General features: G+C 64.2%; 15 protein-coding genes and 1 tRNA gene. 8 read left to right on the plus strand and 8 right to left on the minus strand.

From position 1 onward, the window contains the following. Positions 1 to 6: 6 nt before the first annotated feature. Positions 7 to 867, minus strand: a complete 861-nt coding sequence (locus tag LOZ77_RS16825) for a mechanosensitive ion channel family protein (RefSeq protein ID WP_230280090.1) — start codon at positions 865 to 867, stop codon at positions 7 to 9. Between the two features lie 247 nt (positions 868 to 1,114). On the opposite strand from LOZ77_RS16825, the gene LOZ77_RS16830 reads away from it, so the two are divergent. After that, a complete protein-coding gene (locus tag LOZ77_RS16830) occupies positions 1,115 to 1,915 on the plus strand; it encodes a S1/P1 nuclease (RefSeq protein WP_230280091.1) in 801 nt (266 codons plus the stop codon). 67 nt (positions 1,916 to 1,982) lie between these two features. Here LOZ77_RS16830 and LOZ77_RS16835 read toward each other — a convergent pair whose 3' ends face one another. After that, positions 1,983 to 2,657: a queuosine precursor transporter gene (locus LOZ77_RS16835; protein WP_230280092.1), complete on the minus strand. Its 675-nt coding sequence runs from the start codon at positions 2,655 to 2,657 to the stop codon at positions 1,983 to 1,985. Between the two features lie 191 nt (positions 2,658 to 2,848). On the opposite strand from LOZ77_RS16835, the gene LOZ77_RS16840 reads away from it, so the two are divergent. Together LOZ77_RS16840 and LOZ77_RS16845 are read left to right on the plus strand one after the other, a co-directional pair. Beyond that, positions 2,849 to 4,183, plus strand: a complete 1,335-nt coding sequence (locus LOZ77_RS16840; protein ID WP_230280093.1) for a NupC/NupG family nucleoside CNT transporter — start codon at positions 2,849 to 2,851, stop codon at positions 4,181 to 4,183. Positions 4,184 to 4,223: 40 nt separating this feature from the next. Beyond that, entirely contained in the window at positions 4,224 to 5,150 is a 927-nt protein-coding gene (locus LOZ77_RS16845) for an isopenicillin N synthase family oxygenase (RefSeq protein WP_230281919.1), read from the plus strand. A gap of 21 nt (positions 5,151 to 5,171) precedes the next feature. Here LOZ77_RS16845 and pabB read toward each other — a convergent pair whose 3' ends face one another. Next, positions 5,172 to 6,320, minus strand: coding sequence for an aminodeoxychorismate synthase component I (gene pabB, locus LOZ77_RS16850; protein WP_230280094.1), 1,149 nt, complete (start codon positions 6,318 to 6,320; stop codon positions 5,172 to 5,174). Between the two features lie 134 nt (positions 6,321 to 6,454). On the opposite strand from pabB, the gene LOZ77_RS16855 reads away from it, so the two are divergent. After that, positions 6,455 to 6,528, plus strand: a tRNA-Gly gene (locus tag LOZ77_RS16855). Positions 6,529 to 6,573: 45 nt separating this feature from the next. Here LOZ77_RS16855 and LOZ77_RS16860 read toward each other — a convergent pair. Continuing rightward, entirely contained in the window at positions 6,574 to 7,230 is a 657-nt protein-coding gene (locus LOZ77_RS16860; protein WP_230280095.1) for an alpha/beta hydrolase, read from the minus strand. A gap of 144 nt (positions 7,231 to 7,374) precedes the next feature. Between LOZ77_RS16860 and LOZ77_RS16865 the strand changes: the two genes are divergently transcribed. The 3 genes from LOZ77_RS16865 to LOZ77_RS16875 are packed head-to-tail and all read left to right on the plus strand — an operon-like array spanning position 7,375 to position 9,877. After that, positions 7,375 to 8,454, plus strand: coding sequence for a cysteine desulfurase family protein (locus tag LOZ77_RS16865; RefSeq protein ID WP_230280096.1), 1,080 nt, complete (start codon positions 7,375 to 7,377; stop codon positions 8,452 to 8,454). Then, entirely contained in the window at positions 8,451 to 9,539 is a 1,089-nt protein-coding gene (locus tag LOZ77_RS16870) for a cysteine desulfurase family protein (protein WP_230280097.1), read from the plus strand. The genes LOZ77_RS16865 and LOZ77_RS16870 overlap by 4 nt, the downstream gene beginning before the upstream one ends. A gap of 5 nt (positions 9,540 to 9,544) precedes the next feature. After that, entirely contained in the window at positions 9,545 to 9,877 is a 333-nt protein-coding gene (locus LOZ77_RS16875) for a 2Fe-2S iron-sulfur cluster-binding protein (protein WP_230280098.1), read from the plus strand. Here the strand turns inward: LOZ77_RS16875 and LOZ77_RS16880 are convergent. Beyond that, positions 9,874 to 10,092 carry a hypothetical protein gene (locus LOZ77_RS16880; protein WP_230280099.1) on the minus strand — a complete coding sequence of 73 codons (219 nt, stop codon included), beginning with the start codon at positions 10,090 to 10,092 and terminating at the stop codon, positions 9,874 to 9,876. The two genes, LOZ77_RS16875 and LOZ77_RS16880, sit on opposite strands and share 4 nt — an antisense overlap. Positions 10,093 to 10,102: 10 nt before the next feature. Between LOZ77_RS16880 and LOZ77_RS16885 the strand changes: the two genes are divergently transcribed. Further along, positions 10,103 to 11,068 (plus strand): transglutaminase-like cysteine peptidase, encoded by a 966-nt coding sequence (locus tag LOZ77_RS16885; protein WP_230280100.1) that lies wholly within the window; start codon positions 10,103 to 10,105, stop codon positions 11,066 to 11,068. A 7-nt stretch (positions 11,069 to 11,075) separates the two neighbouring features. Here the strand turns inward: LOZ77_RS16885 and LOZ77_RS16890 are convergent, their stop codons facing one another. From LOZ77_RS16890 to LOZ77_RS16900, 3 genes are read right to left on the minus strand one after another with little or no spacing between them, the layout of a single operon-like run. Then, positions 11,076 to 12,344, minus strand: coding sequence for an HlyD family type I secretion periplasmic adaptor subunit (locus LOZ77_RS16890; protein WP_230280101.1), 1,269 nt, complete (start codon positions 12,342 to 12,344; stop codon positions 11,076 to 11,078). A gap of 11 nt (positions 12,345 to 12,355) precedes the next feature. Further along, a complete protein-coding gene (locus LOZ77_RS16895; protein ID WP_230280102.1) occupies positions 12,356 to 13,327 on the minus strand; it encodes a cell wall hydrolase in 972 nt (323 codons plus the stop codon). Continuing rightward, a complete protein-coding gene (locus LOZ77_RS16900) occupies positions 13,320 to 15,482 on the minus strand; it encodes an ATP-binding cassette domain-containing protein (RefSeq protein WP_230280103.1) in 2,163 nt (720 codons plus the stop codon). The genes LOZ77_RS16895 and LOZ77_RS16900 overlap by 8 nt, the downstream gene beginning before the upstream one ends. Between the last annotated feature and the right edge of the window lie 16 nt (positions 15,483 to 15,498).

A 15,498-nucleotide genomic window follows, 5' to 3' on the forward strand; every position in this document is an offset into this window, starting at 1 on the left:
CGGGTCCTACTCTGCGGGTTTGGCAATCGGGACCGCTTCCTTGAACGTGTGGGTGACATAGGGGAAGGGGATTTCGATGCCCGCAGCATCCAGTGCCTTCTTGATCGAGCGGACGACATCGCTTTTCGTCTCGCGCCGGTCGCGCGGGCGCGCGTCGGACCACCACTGGACCAGAAAATCGACCGAGCTTGCGCCATAGGACCATGCAAAAACGCTGACCGGCTTGTCGGTGTCGATCGCCTCGATCCCGTCCATCGCACCGCGGATCACTTCCATCGCATGGTCGAGATCGGTGTCATAGGAAACGCCGACCGTCAGCTCGTCCCGGCGGATATGCGCGTCGGTCAGGATCTGAACGGGGTTCTTGAACAGCGCAGCATTGGGCATGATCGTCAACTCGTTCGAAAGCTGGCGGATATGGGTTTCGCGCAGGCTGATATGCTCGACCTTGCCCAGCACGCCCTCAACCTCGATCACGTCGCCGATATTCATATTCTCGCGCAGCATGATCAGGACGCCGGCAAGGAAGTTTTCGAAAATATCCTGAAACGCAAAGCCGATGGCCACGGTGCCAAGACCAAGGCCCGCGATCACGCCTCCGGGTTCGAGGCCGGGCAATACGACTGTGGCGGCGATCATCAGCCCCACGATCCACACGCCGACGCGGGTCACGGTGGCGATCAGATTGCGCAGGCTTTCGCGCAGGTTCGCGCGCTGCGACAGCCCGTTGGTGATGCGCACGGCGATCTTGGCGGCCAGCCATGTCACCAGTATCAGCACCAGCCCGATAGCAAGGCTGGGCAGCGATGCCACCAGCCCCTGGGCCATCGACATCAGTTCTTTTTCGATCGTCGCTACATAATCCATGGGAATCCTGAAATTTGCCTGGCGGAAGAGATTGCTTGCCGAAAGGGAGCGGCGGAGGGGCGGATCGGTTCCCGAAACGGGCCGTAATCCATCGTCCTGTCGCATAACAAGCGCATGGCGGGGGATGCAATGGTGGGTGTCCGTGGTCCGATCCTGGGGACGACCCTTGCCTTCGGGCGCGGGTCGGGTCAGGGGCAGATCATTGCATCGAACCGGTTCACGCCATCCGCACAGGAGCATTCACAGCATGATCGACCGCCGCACATTCCGCCGCAGCCTGTGCGCCATCGCCGCCATGGCGGGCGCGCTATGCGCCAGCCAGCCCGCGCTGGCATGGGGCGCGAACGGGCACCGTATCGTGGGCGATATCGCGCAGCGCTATCTTTCGCCGCAGGCCCATGCGGCCATGCTGGAAATTCTGGGAACGGAAACCTTGGCGGAAGCAGGGCCCTGGCCCGATTTCATGCGTTCGGACCCCAGCGAATACTGGCAGAAGACGGCCAGCCCGTGGCATTATGTCACCGTTCCCGACGGCGAACATTACCACGAAGCGCCGCCGCAGGGCGATTCGGTCACCGCGCTGGCGGGCTTTGCCGAAACCCTGCGCGATCCCGATGCCAGCCTTGCCGACAAGCAGGCCGCGCTGCGCTTTATCGTGCATATCGTGGGCGATCTGCAGCAGCCGCTTCACGCGGGCAATGGCACCGATCGCGGCGGCAATGACGTGCAGGTGACATGGTTCGGCAAAGCGATGAACCTGCATGCCTTGTGGGATTATGCCCTGCTCGACAGTCAGGAATTGTCATACAGCGAATATGCCGAATGGCTGAACGGCAATCTGACGCCGCAGGAAATGCGCGACTGGGCCAGCCCCGATCCGCAGGTGTGGATCGCCGACAGCGCGGCGGTGCGGCCCAGCCTTTACCCCGCCGATCCCAAGCTGGGATATGAATATAATTACAAGTTCAAGGGCGTGATGGAAGAGCGGCTGCAAAAAGGCGGCTTGCGTCTTGCCGCCTATCTGAACAAGGTGTTTGCGCCGGAATAAGGATGCGCCGGAATAAGGATGCGCCGGAATAAGGATGCGCCGGAAATAGGATGCGACGGAGCAGCGCCTAAGCGTGCTGCTCCGTTCCGCCCGGCTCCATCCTTTTGGCAAGGCGCACGAGCAGCGCGATCACCGGCGGCACCAGCACCAGCGACAGCACCACCTTGGCCAGCGCCTGCCCCATGATCAGATCGGCGATCGGGCGCACGCCATAAAATGCGACCGTGATGAAGATCAGCGTATCGATCACCTGGCTGATGATCGACGCGACCGCCCCGCGCGCCAGCATGGGCACTTTCACCAGCACGGCCAGCCGCGAAAAGATCAGCACGTTCAGCGACATGGAAATGCCATAGGCGATGATCCCCGCCGCCATCAACCGCCAGCTTTGCCCCAGCACGATGGGGAACGCGTCTTTTGCAGGTTCCCACATCCCCTCGTCCGTGGGCAGGGCCAGCACGATAAAGGTCAGGAAAATCGCCATGACCAGCGGCACGAACCCGAAACGCACCATCTGCGTCGCGGTCTTTTGCCCGTAAAGCTGCGCTACGCTGCTTGAGATCGAAACGAGCAGCAGGAACGGAAAAATCCCCGCCTCTACCGCCAGCGGGCCCAGTGCCACCTGTTTCGCACCCAGCACGCCCGCGATGCAGGTCATCCCGCCATAGAACAGCGCGTAAAGGAACAGGGGTTTGGGATATCGGGGCGAAAGGTCGATTTCGCGGGTCGCGGTCTCTATCATGGCGGGACACTAGCGGAAAATGCGCCCGGGGGAAGCGCGCGGCAATCGATAGCCCACAATCAACCGGTTCGCCCGATCATGGTTCTGGCAATCAAGGTTCTGGCGGCGCGATCTGCTTGAGCATCGGCGCAGCTTGTAGCAATAGGGTCGGATAAACGCCTTTTTCCCGCTGCTGCCGGTATCTCTCCTTCATGCAAACCCCTTTCGTGAGCCTTTTGGGCATCGCCCTTATCCTGCTGATCGCCTTTGGCCTGTCGAACAACCGGCGCGGAATCAGCATTCGCATCGTCGGCGCGGCATTTGCATTGCAGACGGTGATGGCGCTGCTGGTGCTGCGCACGCCATGGGGCGCGGCGGTGATCGCGGCGATGGCGCGCGGTGTATCGAACCTGCTGGGCTATGCGGCAGAGGGGACGAATTTCATCTTCGGTCCGCTGGCCAGCCCCGAGATCGGCGGCAATAGCTTTGCCATTGCCGCGCTGACGGTGATCATCTTTTTCGCCAGCCTTGTTTCGGTCCTGTATTATCTGGGCGTGATGCAGCTGATCATCCGCTGGGTCGGCGGCGCGATCGGCTGGGTCACGGGGATCAGCCGCGTCGAATCGCTGGCGGCGGCGGCCAATATCTTCGTCGGACAGTCGGAAAGCCCGCTGGTGGTGCGTCCCTATCTGGCGGGGCTGGCGCCGTCGCGGCTGTTCACGTTGATGGCTGTAGGCATGGCGGGCGTGGCGGGGACGATCCTTGCCGCCTATGCCAGCCTGCTGGGGGAACAATATCTGCCCTATCTGCTGGCCGCCGCGTTTATGAGCGCGCCGGGCGGTATTCTGATGGCCAAGATCATCATGCCCGATCCCAAGGAGCCTTCGGCCTCCGCAGAGGGCGAGGTGGATTTGCCCGAAAGCCGCCGCAGCGGCGAGGGGCCGGCAGCGCTGCTGCCCGAAGGCGGGCGCGATTCGGCGGAAACCGCCGACGACATTCCCGACGCCCATGATGACGAGGAAAAGCCCGCCAATGTGATCATGGCTGCCGCGCAAGGGGCGCAAACGGGCGTGAAGCTGGCCGTGGCGGTGGGCGCGATGGTGCTGTCCTTTGTGGCGCTGGTGGCATTGGCCAACGGGCTTCTGTCAGGCGCGGGCGAGCTGGTGGGCGTCGAAGGGCTGACCTTCCAGTCGGTGCTGGGCTGGATATTCTCGCCGGTCATGTTCCTGCTGGGCATCCCCTGGAACGAGGCGCAGGTGGCGGGCGGATTGTTCGGCACCAAGATCGTGCTGAACGAATTCGTCGCCTTTATCGAACTGGGCGGATACGGGCCCGACGTGCTCAGCCCGCGCAGCCGCGCTATCGTCACCTTTTCGCTTTGCGGTTTCGCCAATGTGGCATCGATTGCCATTCAGATCGCGGTGATCGGCGGTCTTGCGCCCAACCAGCGGCCCGTGGTCGCGCGGCTGGGGCCCAAGGCGCTGGCAGCCGGTTCGCTGTCGAACCTGATGAGCGCGGCACTGGCGGGACTCATGTTGCCGATGTAAGGGCGCACCCATGACCGACACTCCCATGACAAGCACCCCAATGACCGACACTATCGCCCATGTTTCGCTGACCCAGCCGGTGGACACGCTGGCCCAAGAGCTGGGCCGCAGCTTTTCCGAATTCGGCTTTGCCGTCATATCGGACCACGGCATCGATCAGGATCTGATCGCCCGGGCCGAACGGTTGAGCCGCGAATTCTTTGCCCTGTCCGAAGATACCAAGCGCGCCTATTTCATCCAAAACGGCGGCGGCGCGCGAGGCTATACGCCCTATCGCACCGAAAAGGCGGTGGGTTACGATACGACCGATCTGAAGGAGTTCTGGCATGTCGGGCGCACGTTGCCCGATGGCGACCCGCTGGCCGAATTCATGCCCGCCAATGTCTGGCCGGACGAGCTTCCCGAATTCCGCGAGGTGTATGAGGCGCTTTATGCCGAGTTTGACAAGGCGGGGCTGAAAATCCTGTCGGCCATCGCGATTCATCTGGGTCTGGCACCCGACTGGTTCGATGCCACGGTCGATCAAGGCAATTCGGTGCTGCGCCTGTTGCATTATCCGCCCGTGGAGAATGCCGAAGGCGCGGTGCGTGCGGCTCCGCATGGCGATATCAATACGATCACTCTGCTGTTGGGCGCGGAAGAGGCGGGGCTGGAACTGCTGTCGCAGCAGGGCGAATGGATTCCCGTATCGCCCCCGCCGGGCGCGCTGGCAGTGAATATCGGCGATATGCTGTCGCGCCTGACGAACGACAAGCTTCGCTCGACCATCCACCGCGTCGTCAATCCCAAGGGTGCGGCATCGCGGCGCAGCCGGTTTTCGATGCCGTTCTTCCTGCATTTCCGGCCCGATTTCGTCATCGAGACCCTGCCGCAATGCGTCGATGCGGAACATCCGGACCAGTATGAGCCGCTGTCGAGCCACGATTTCCTGATGCAGCGGCTGCGCGAGATCAATCTGACCAAATAGGGCCTGACGAAATAGGGCGCATCATTCAGCCAAGAAGCGCGCCTTGGACAGGCATTCGCGCCATTCGTCCGCTCCGTCGCTGTCGGCCACTATGCCCGACCCGACCCCGAATGTCGCGCGCCCGTCTATGGTCAGCCGCAATGTGCGGATCGCCACGTTGAAACAGGCGCCTTCGGCGTCCATCTGCCCGATCGCTCCGCAATAGGGGCCGCGCTGCCAGCCCCGGTCAGTCCCGCCTTCGACCGCATCGATAATCTCCATCGCGCGCAGTTTGGGCGCGCCGGTGATCGAACCGCAAGGGAACATCGCGCCGAACAGAGCCGCCGCATCGAAACCGGCCGCCAGCGTGGCACGTACCGTGCTCGTCATCTGGAACACGGTGGGATAGGCCTCGATACGGAACGGCTGCTCGACGCGCACCGATCCCGGCAGGGCAAGACGCGACAGATCGTTGCGCATCAGATCGGTGATCATCAGGTTTTCGGCGCGGTCCTTGCGGCTGGCGGCCAGATCACTGGCAAATGTGCGGTCTTCTTCCGCATCGGCGCTTCGCGGGCGAGTGCCCTTCATCGGGCGGGTTTCGATCTCTGTGCCGCGCGCGCGAAAGAACAATTCGGGCGAGAAGCTGAGCAGCCATTGCAGCCCGTCGAAAACCAGCGCGCCGAACCGCGCCGCTGCGCGCGGACGGATCGCGCGATAGATCGCCAGAGGATCGCCCTGCCATATGCCGGCGAGCGCAATGGTCAGGTTCGCCTGATAGATGTCGCCCGCGCGGATCGCCTCGATAATGTTGTCGAACCGCGCGAGATAGGCATCGCGGCCTATCACCGGCTGCATCGCGCCCAATGCGCCCCCGCCATCGCTGTGCCGCGCCAGCCAGCCATCGACATCGCCGACCGGCATGGCGGTCACGCGGTCGAACGCGCCCATCCACATCAGCGGCCCGGCGGACGGACGGCGCAGCGGTGCGAGCCGCGGGTCTAGCGCAAAGCCCGCGTCATAGCCGATCCAGCCCGCGATCCGCTCTCCCGCCTGACGCAGGGATTCCAGAGTTTGCAACGCGGCCGGAATATCGCCGTGGTCGCAAGGGGCCAGCATGTCGCGCGCGCCTTCGAACAGGCGGGCGGTGCCGGTTTCAAGATCCTCTATCAGTGCAAAGGGAGAGGGCATGGCCGCGTTTAACCGAGCCGCCCGTCACGGGCAAAGGGGAAGATCATGCACCACCGGACCGCGGCCCTTGCGATGCCGATTGACGGTCCGGCGAAAATCTGCCAACCGCCTGCTCCGCTCTGAAGCTTGGCTTCGCGGGTGTAGCTCAATGGTAGAGCAGCAGCTTCCCAAGCTGACGACGAGGGTTCGATTCCCTTCACCCGCTCCAGCGCCGGCCCTTTGGCCCGCGCATGGCACGCGGGCCTTTCGCCGATCAGCGGATCGGGCAATCCGGGCTGAGCCGGAAATTCAGGTAATTATCGACCGAACGCATCAGATCGTCGAATTCATGTTCGAAGAAATGGTTCGCGCGCGGAATCTCGTCATGGTGGATCGTGATGTGCTTTTGCGTGCGCAGCTTGTCGACCAGCTTTTGCACCGCGTTCGGCGTCACCACCGTATCGGCCGCGCCCTGAATGATGATACCGCTGGCAGGGCAGGGCGCCAGGAACGAAAAATCATACATATTCGCGGGCGGCGCGATAGAGATGAAGCCGCGGATTTCCGGCCTGCGCATCAGCAATTGCATGCCGATCAGCGCGCCGAACGATACGCCCGCCACCCAGGTGACCTGCGCTTCGGGGTGGATCGTCTGCACCCAGTCCAGCGCGGCGGCGGCGTCGGACAATTCGCCGATGCCATTGTCGAAACTGCCCTGGCTGCGCCCTACGCCGCGAAAATTGAAGCGTAGAACGGCAAAGCCGCGCGCGGCGAAATCCTTGTACAGCGCCTGCGTGATCCGCTCGTTCATCGTGCCGCCGCCCTGCGGGTGCGGGTGCAGGATCAGCGCCAGCGGAGCGCGCGGACGCGGCGCGGGGTGGTAGCGGCCTTCGAGGCGGCCTTCGGGTCCGGGAAAAATAACGGAAGGCATCGGTGGAATTGGCACCTGTTGCTGCCCTGTATCGGGCCGAACGGCCCACAGGGGTGTGATCTGAAATTTCAGCCTATATAGATAGGGATTGCAAGAGCGCAATCTTGCGCTTGCATGGCGTGCCGATCCGCTACGCCCTTTCTGATGACGAGGTTCCCGCTGAATTCCACCTATCTCGATCATGCCGCCAGCGCCCCGCTTTTGCCGCAAGCGCGCGAGGCGATGCTGGAAGGGCTGGCGCTGGACGCCAATCCGTCGAGCCCGCATCGCGCTGGCCGCGCGGCCAAGGCGGCGCTGGAAGATGCGCGGGCGCGGGTGAAAACGGCCCTGGGGTGGAGCGGCGAGGTGATTTTTACCAGCGGCGCGAGCGAGGCGCTGGAAATCGCGCTGACCCGCAGCCACGCGGCGCGGCGGATGATTTCGGCGGTGGAGCACGAAGCTGTTTCGCGCCATGTGCCGGGGGCGGCAATATTGCCGGTGGGGCCGGACGGTCTGGTTGATCCTGCGGCTATCGGCGATTGCATCGATACTTTGGTCGCGGTGCAGCAGGTGAACAACGAAACCGGCGTCATCCAGCCTATCGCCGAGATCTATGATGCGGTGCACGCGTCGGGCGGGCTGTTGCTGGCCGATTGCGCGCAAGGGGCAGGCAAGATCGCGCTGCCGCCCGCTGGACTGGCATGCGACATGGCGGTGATCAGCGCGCACAAGTTCGGCGGACCGATGGGCATCGGCGCGCTGTTGCTGCGCGATCTGGGCCTGATCGCGCCGACTGGCGGGCAGGAACGCGGCTATCGCGGCGGAACGGAAAATGTCGCGGGCGCGATGGCGATGGCGGCTGCGCTCGAAGCGGGCGATGACTGGATGGCAGGGGCCGCACGGCTGCGCGCACGGCTTGAAGATGCGATCATCGATGCGGGCGGAGAGGTGATCGCCGCTGCCTCGCCGCGAATTGCGACAATCGGCTCCTATCGCCTGCCGGGGCTGGCAAGCATGGTGCAGCTGATCCGGCTGGACGGGGCGGGCATTGCGGTTTCGGCGGGCAGCGCCTGTTCGTCGGGATCGTTGAAGCCCAGCCGCGTGCTGATGGCATTGGGCCTTGACGAAAAGGCGGCGGGCGAGGTGATCCGCGTGTCGATCGGGCGCGAGACGGGGGAAGCGGACATCGATGCCTTTCTGGCCGTCTGGCGCGATCTGGCGGCGCAGGCCGGTTCGGGCGCATGATCTATCTCGATTATCAGGCGACGACCCCGCTTGCGCCCGAAGCGCGCGAGGCGATGCTGCGCTGGCTGGATGGCCCCGGCGGCACGGGTTTCGGTAATCCGCACAGCCCGCACCGTTATGGCAGGCAGGCCGAAGCGGCGGTCGAACTGGCGCGTGAACGCGTGACCGCGCTGTTTCCGGCGGGCGGGCGCGTGATCTTTACCGGCACCGCGACCGAGGCACTGAACATGGCGCTGTTGGGCAATGCACAGGCGCGCGCGGGCAAGGCCGCAGCCGTCAGCGCGATCGAGCATAGCGCGGTGTACGAAACAGCCGAAAGGCTGGCGGGGGGCAGGCATGTGCTGCCGGTCGGGCAGGACGGATTGCTGACCCGCATCAACGCGCTGCCCGAAGGAACGGGCGTCGTCGCCGTGATGCAGGTGAATAATGAAATCGGCACGATCCAGCCTATGGCCGAGGTGGCAGAGCTGGCAAGACGGGCGAATGCCTTTCTGGTCTGCGATGCGGTGCAGGCGGCGGGCAAGATCCCCATTGCCATGGCCGATGCCATCGCGATCAGCGCGCACAAGCTGCACGGACCCAAGGGGATCGGCGCGTTGTGGCTGCGCGAGGGGGTGGAGATCGCTCCGCTGATCACCGGCGGCGGGCAGGAATATGGTCTGCGTTCGGGCACGCTAAGCCCCGCGCTGATCGCGGGCTTTGGCGCGGCGGCGAAACTGGCGACGGAGCGGATGGAGGAAGACGCCGCCCATGTCGAAGCCCTGTGGCACCGCGCGCGCGAATTGTTTGACGGCTGGACGTTGAACGGCAGCGCCGATGCGCGCTGGCGCGGCAACCTGAGCCTGAGGAAAGACGGTCTGGATGTCGCCCGATTGATGAGCGAGGCACGCAATGTGGCTTTTTCGGCGGGGTCGGCCTGCGCATCGGGGTCGGGTAAGCCCAGCCGGGTCTTGCAGGCGATCGGTTTGCCTGCCAATCTGGCAAAAAACACGATACGGCTGGGATTTGGCCGATATACGAGCGGAGAGGAGCTGGAGGAAGCCGCGGCTGCAATCAATGCGGCTGCGCAAGCGCAAGGTGCTTGATTCAGATGGTCCGCGTCACATTCGTCAGCCCCAAGGGTGAAAAGATCGAAGCCGAGGGTGCGGCGGGATCGACCCTGCTGGAAATCGGGCAGGCAGCGGGCATGCCGCTAGAGGGCACTTGCGAAGGCCAGATGGCCTGTTCCACCTGCCATGTGATCGTGGCCAGCGAATGGTTCGGCAAGCTGCCCGTCGCCAGCGACGATGAAGAGGATATGCTGGACCTTGCCGCCAATGCCGGGCCGACCAGCCGTCTGTCGTGCCAGATCATCGTGAATCAGGATCTGGACGGAGTCGTCGTGCGCGTGCCCGACACCGCGCATGACATGATGCGCCGTTAACGAAGGGCAGGATTTAACCCTTTTGCGCAATGCTGTCCGGGCGCGTCGTTAAGCTTTTCGCCCAAGATGGAACCTGCGCGTTTTTCGCCGGTTTTCTGCCATTTCCGATGGCCATCATGGCGTCGGACGGTGTCGATGCTGGGCCAATTTCCCAACGGTTCGCCGCATTCCGTTAAGTAAAGTTCCAAAGGCTTTCTTGAAGCCTTGCGGGTCATGGTCTGCCCCATGGTCAGACCCACGCCTTTGCGCCTGTGCCGCCGGATCGCGCCTGCCTTGGGGGCCGCCGCCATTGCTGCGGCCGTGATGCCGGTGTCCGCCGCGCAGGCCGCGCCGTGGAACGCTGCCGCCTTTACCGCGTGGCAGTTTGCCGATGCCGCCCAGGAATATGCCGGCAAGAATTGCGGGCCTGCCGTCGCACGGGCAGAGCGCGAGCTGCAGCCCGTGTCGGCGCTGGACCGCATCCGCATGCAGCAGGCGGGTATCGCCGATGGCAATATGGCGGTGTCGCATCGCCGTCCGGCTTATATGCCCGCTGTCGCCATGCGCGCACCGCCTGTGACGATGGAACCGGCGGCCGCGGGCATCGGCTGCGCGCCACTGGCACCCGCCGCGCGCTGGATGGCGCCGGTTGCGCCCAAGCGCGCAGCGGGGCGGCAGTTACGGGACTTTGGGCGTCAGGACTTTCTGGCCAGCACCATCGTTCCGATCCGCCGCACTGCCTTTGATGCGCAATGGGCACGCGTCAGCGCGCGGGGGGCGGGGCAGGCCAATGTGCGCGCCGCGATGTTTAGCGCGGGCGAGGGGGCAAGCCGCCGCGAGCAGGTCGCCGCCGTCAACCGCTGGGTCAATGGCCGCGTCCGCTTTACCGAGGATACGGTCAATTATGGCCAGCGCGATTACTGGGCCGATGCCGCCGAGACTTTGCGCCGCGGCGCGGGTGATTGCGAGGATTACGCCATTGCCAAAATGCAGATCCTTGCCGCCATGGGCATCGCGCGTGAGGATATGTTCCTGACGCTGGCGCGTGACAATATCCGCCGCGCCGATCACGCGGTGCTGGTGGTAAAGCTGGACGGGCAACCGGTGGTGCTCGACAATGGCAGCGATGCGCTGCTCGATGGATCGGTCGCGAATGATTTCCGCCCGGTCTACAGCTTCAGCGGCGACCGCCGCTACCTCCACGGTTTCTGACCGGAACCTATTGCTCGGTCAGCGCGGTCGATAGCCCGCGGGTGAACGGCGTCAGCAGATAGCCCAGCACGCTTTTGCGCCCCGTGATGATTTCGACATCGCAGATCATCCCCGGCATGATCGCCAGTCTTTGCCCGCCACGCTCCATGAACGCGCGGCTCGTCTCTACCTGGACGAGGTAATAGCTCTCGCGCTCATTCTCGTCATAGACGCTGTCGGCGCTGATCTGGCGGACCGTGCCCGCCAGCCCGCCATAGATCGAGAAATCATAGGCGGTGACTTTCACATTGGCGCGGTCGCCCACCTTGATAAAGGCGATGTCGGACGGGCGGATGCGCGCCTCTACCAACAGGCGTTCGCCGGTGGGGACGATCTGCATGATCGTTTCGCCCGGCGAGACAAAGCCGCCGACCGTGGTGATCTGCAGATCGTTGACGATGCCGTCGACTGGCGCGCGCAATTCGTTGCGTTCGACGCGGGCTTCGGCGCCGCGGATCGATTGTTCGTTCACCGCGATGCGGGTGGCGAGTTCGCTGCGTTCGTTCAGGGCCTGCTGCTGGAAATCCAGCCGCGCGCTGGACAATTCCGCCTGCGCCTCGCGCACGGCGGCGCCAGCGCGTTGCACGCCTTGCCGCGCGCCGCTAAGCCGCCCGCGCAAATCGGCCAGATCGCGCTGCGCGGTCAGCAATTCTGTTTGCGGCACGATATTCTTGGCCGCCAGCGGTGCCAGCATGTTCACCTGTTCCTGCGCCAGCCGCGTGCTTTCTTCCAGCGACGTGACCGTCGCCTCTCCCTCGCGCAAGTCCCGGCGGCGTTGTTCGACGGCGGCTGCCAAAGCGGCTTCGCGGCTGCGGTTGGCGGCGGCGCGCACGTTTTGCAGGCGCGCTTCCTCGGCACAGACGCTGCCCGGTTCGCAACCGGCGCTGGTCCCGCTGGCTTCGCGGTTTAGGCGGTCGGCGCGGGCGGACAATCGCTCGGTCTCGGTCTCCAGCTGGCCCAGCTGGCTGGCGCTTTCGCTGTCGTTCAGGCGCACCAGCAATTCGCCGCGCTTTACTTGCTGGCCGTTCTGGATCAGGATTTCCTCGACCGTCGCGGGGTCGGCGGCCTGTACCACTTGCACCTTGCTTGACGGGATAACGCGGCCCTGGCCTCGCGTGATATCGTCCAGCGGCGCAAAGCTGGCCCAGACCAGCAGCAGCAACACGCCAATGGCCGACACCACGATCAGGCGGCGCGCAGAATCGAGCCGTTCCCAGCCCTTTTGCATTCTGGCCATCGTCGAAGCGATCATTGCGCGGATGCCCCGGCCAGTTGCACCTCGGCGGGCTGGTCGTTCAATTGTCCCGCGACCAGCTGGCGGTAATGGCCTTGCGACGGGGTGGGCAGTTCCAGCTTCCACCCCTTTGTCGTGTCCAGCCGTCCGCCGATGTCGGCAGGGGCATGGCGGTCCGCGCTGCTGGGCGCGACGGTCAGCCCGTTTTCGAAATGGCCGGTTACCGGATCGGCGCCGCCCGCCAGCTGTATTTCGGGCTGGCGACGGAGTTCGGGGATGCGTTCGGCGCCTGCGTAAAGCTGGGTAAAGGCGCGCGCGCGCCCCGCACTGCCGTTGAAGCGATAGAAAATATGCGTGCCGATCTGCCGCACTTTGCCCAGAGTATAGGCCCAGCGGGGCACGACATAGTCGGCATGGTAATGGGTTGCCGAACCGACGCTTTTTTCGACATGGCCCGCCAGCGCATCACGCGCCACATCCTGCGCTTCGGCCCATGCGCGGGCCGAGGGGCGGCGCGCCAGCGAACCGTCGCAGGTAAAGCTGAATTGGCACACGGGATCGTTCACGCCCTGATAGACGACACCGCAGACCGAATTGGGATAGGCCGGATGGCGCACGCGGTTGAGCACGACCTGCGCCACCGCGCGTCTGCCGCTTTCAGGTTCGTAGCCCGCTTCGTAATAGATCGCCTGCGCAAGGCAGCGCTGTGCAGTCGCATCGCGGGCGGCAAAGGCGCGCATCGTTTCGGCAGGGGCACGGCTGGTGGCGATACCGGCATTGCGGGCCTTGGCACTGTCGCCCTCTGCCAGCAATTCAGCGCGATCGCCCCCGGTCAGGGCGATGATGGCGCGTTGCTGCTGCGCCGACATTTGAACGGGAGCGGGGATAGGCTGGCGTGGAGCGGGCAGGGGCACAGGTGCCGACAGCGCGAAACCCGCACCCAGCGCGGCGACCGCCCCAATGGCGCGGGTGACGAAACTAGCCATCGGACCGCATTCCCACGCTTCTGATCACCTCTTCCTTCGGACCGTCGGCAGCGATTCGCCCGCCGTCGATCACGATAACCCTCTCGCAAAGCTGGAATAATGCAGGACGGTGGGTAGAGACAATCAGCGTCTGGTCCGCTGTCAGATTCTGTGACAGGCACTGGATGAACAGTTTTTCGGTCTGCGCGTCCATCGCGCCGGTCGGCTCGTCAAGGAACAGCAGTTTCGACGGTGCGACAAAGGCGCGGGCAAGGGCGAGGAAATTGCGCTGCCCGCCCGACAATTGCCGCCCGCCTTCGCCGACGGAGCGGTCGAACCCGCCCGCATCGCGCGACAGATAACGGTCCGCGCCCACTTTGCGCAGTGCGTCGATCAGCTCTTCCTCGCTCGCGCGGGAGGATGCGAGCGAGAGATTATCCTTGATCGTGCCCGAAAACAGGTTCGAATCCTGCGCGACAAATCGGAATTCGCGGCGCAAATCATGCGGCCGGTATTGCAGGCTGTCGATTCCGTCGACCAGCATCGCACCTTCGCTGGGTGCAAACAGCCCGGCGATAATGCGGCCCAGCGTGGATTTGCCCGCGGCGACCCGGCCGACGATCGCGATACGCTCGCCCGGCCGGATTTTCAGATTGATGCCCGACAATGACGCGGTGTTCGCGCCCGGATAGGCAAAGCTGACATTGCGCAATTCCACGCTGGCGCTGCGCACTTGCGGGGGCAGCGAGGTGGAGCCCATGCGCCGCTCGTCCGGCTGGTCCCACAGGCGCTCGATCGAATCCATCGTCTCCTTCGTCTGCCGCCAGCGGGTCAGCAGATAGGCAAGCTGCCCTGCGGGAGAGAGCGCGCGGCTGGACAGCATCACGATGGCAATGATCGCTCCCATGGTGATGACGCCCGCGTCGAACAGGTAATATCCGCCGATTACTAGTGCGATCGTACTGAACTGCTGGAACGTCGCCGCCGCGCCGATGGCGGTCGAATTCACCTCGCGCAGCCGCTTTTGCGAGCGGCTGGCCATGTCGGACAGGCGGCGCCAGCGGCCCAGCATCTCGCCCTCGCCAGCAATGCTTTTCAGCGTTTCGAGGCCAGCGATGCTTTCCACCAGTTGCGTCTGTTGCAGCCCGTAATCGGCCTGCGCATCGCGGGCGGCATCGGTCACCTTGCGCTGTAGATAGAGGCCGAGCAGCGCCATGCCGGTAATCGCAAGGATCGGCACCAGGGCCAGCGGACCCGCGATAATCGCGATAAAGGCCACGAAAATGACCAGAAAAGCGACATCGACGACCAGAACCACCGTGGTGGAGGCAAAGAAGTCGCGCAGCACGGCATATTCGCTGACCCGCGCGACCAGATTGCCGGTGTGTCCCGATTTCTCGGCCAAAGGCGTTGCCATCACGCGCGCATAGATTTTTTGCGATAGCGATATGTCCAGATCGCGGCTGATCCCGTCGAGCACATCGGTGCGCGCACGGCGCAATGCAAATTCCAGCGCAAAGGCGATCAGCACGCCGATTGCCAACACCCACAGGCTGGCATCGGCGCGGTTGGGGATCACGCGGTCATAGACATTCATGGTGAAGATCGGCAGGGACACCGCCAGCAGGTTGATCACTACCGAACCCAGCAGCACCGGCCAGAACTGGCGGCGGCGCTTGGTAATTTCGGACCAGAACCAGTGCTGGCGTGCCTTTTTATGCCACGGCTGGCCCGCGTCGCGTATGGCGGTGGGATCACCCTCAACCGACAGCAGGGTCAGTCCGTCTTTGGCGGCATAGCCATCGGCAGGCTCCCAATGCTCTTCACCAGAGGCAGGGTGCCATGCCAGCACATCGCTGTCGTTCCGGTCGAGCAGCAATGCCAGCATGCCATCGGGCCTGCGCACGATCATCGGGAAGAGCGAGGCATCGAGCGGCAGTTTCTTCGCCGCCCGCTCTTCATAATTCAGGCCCAGCAGTTCCAGCGCAGGGGCGGTCTGGTGCCATGGCAGCAGACCGTCGGCGCCCATCGCCAGCGCGCTGTTCAGCATGGCGGGCGCGAAGGGCGTCTCGAAATGGCGCGCAACCCGCGCAAGGCAGGCGATCAGCGGATCGCTTGCACTGGCATCGGCGGCGGTGCTGCGGGCCATATCCATGGGCATATGCCTGTCGTTCATCCGTCCGGCCTAGCCG

The organism is Croceicoccus sp. Ery15 (genome assembly GCF_020985305.1).
Taxonomy (GTDB): domain Bacteria; phylum Pseudomonadota; class Alphaproteobacteria; order Sphingomonadales; family Sphingomonadaceae; genus Croceicoccus.